The sequence below is a fragment of the Escherichia sp. AM3 genome, from assembly GCF_032029835.1.
GTDB classification, from domain to species: domain Bacteria; phylum Pseudomonadota; class Gammaproteobacteria; order Enterobacterales; family Enterobacteriaceae; genus Escherichia; species Escherichia coli.
The window spans coordinates 1-281 of the sequence record NZ_JAVUPQ010000894.1; the positions used below are offsets into that span (position 1 = coordinate 1).

Sequence of the window (281 nt, forward strand, 5' to 3'; positions counted from 1 at the left end):
GGCCCAGCGCGGTAGAGCGGCTGCGGCGTACCAGGCCGGGGATCAGCATGATGGCTATCAGCTCGCGCGCCAGATCGTTAAAGAAGGCGGCGCTGCCGATCACCGGACCAAACGATTCGGTCAGCAGAATACCGGAGAGCGAATACCAGCCGAAACCGGACGCCATCGCCAGGCTGGTTTTCAGCGGCAGATCGAGAATAAAGGCGTTAATCACTCCCCCCGCCAGTGAGCTGGCCACAACGATAACGGCAACCATCATGCCCCGGCGGTTAAGGACAATC

1 protein-coding gene is annotated in these 281 nt (G+C 60.9%); it reads right to left on the reverse strand.

Translation table 11 applies throughout. The features are described from left to right. The coding region (locus RTW80_RS28930) for a LysO family transporter (RefSeq protein WP_312721548.1) at nucleotides 1-281 on the reverse strand (281 nt) is incomplete at both ends.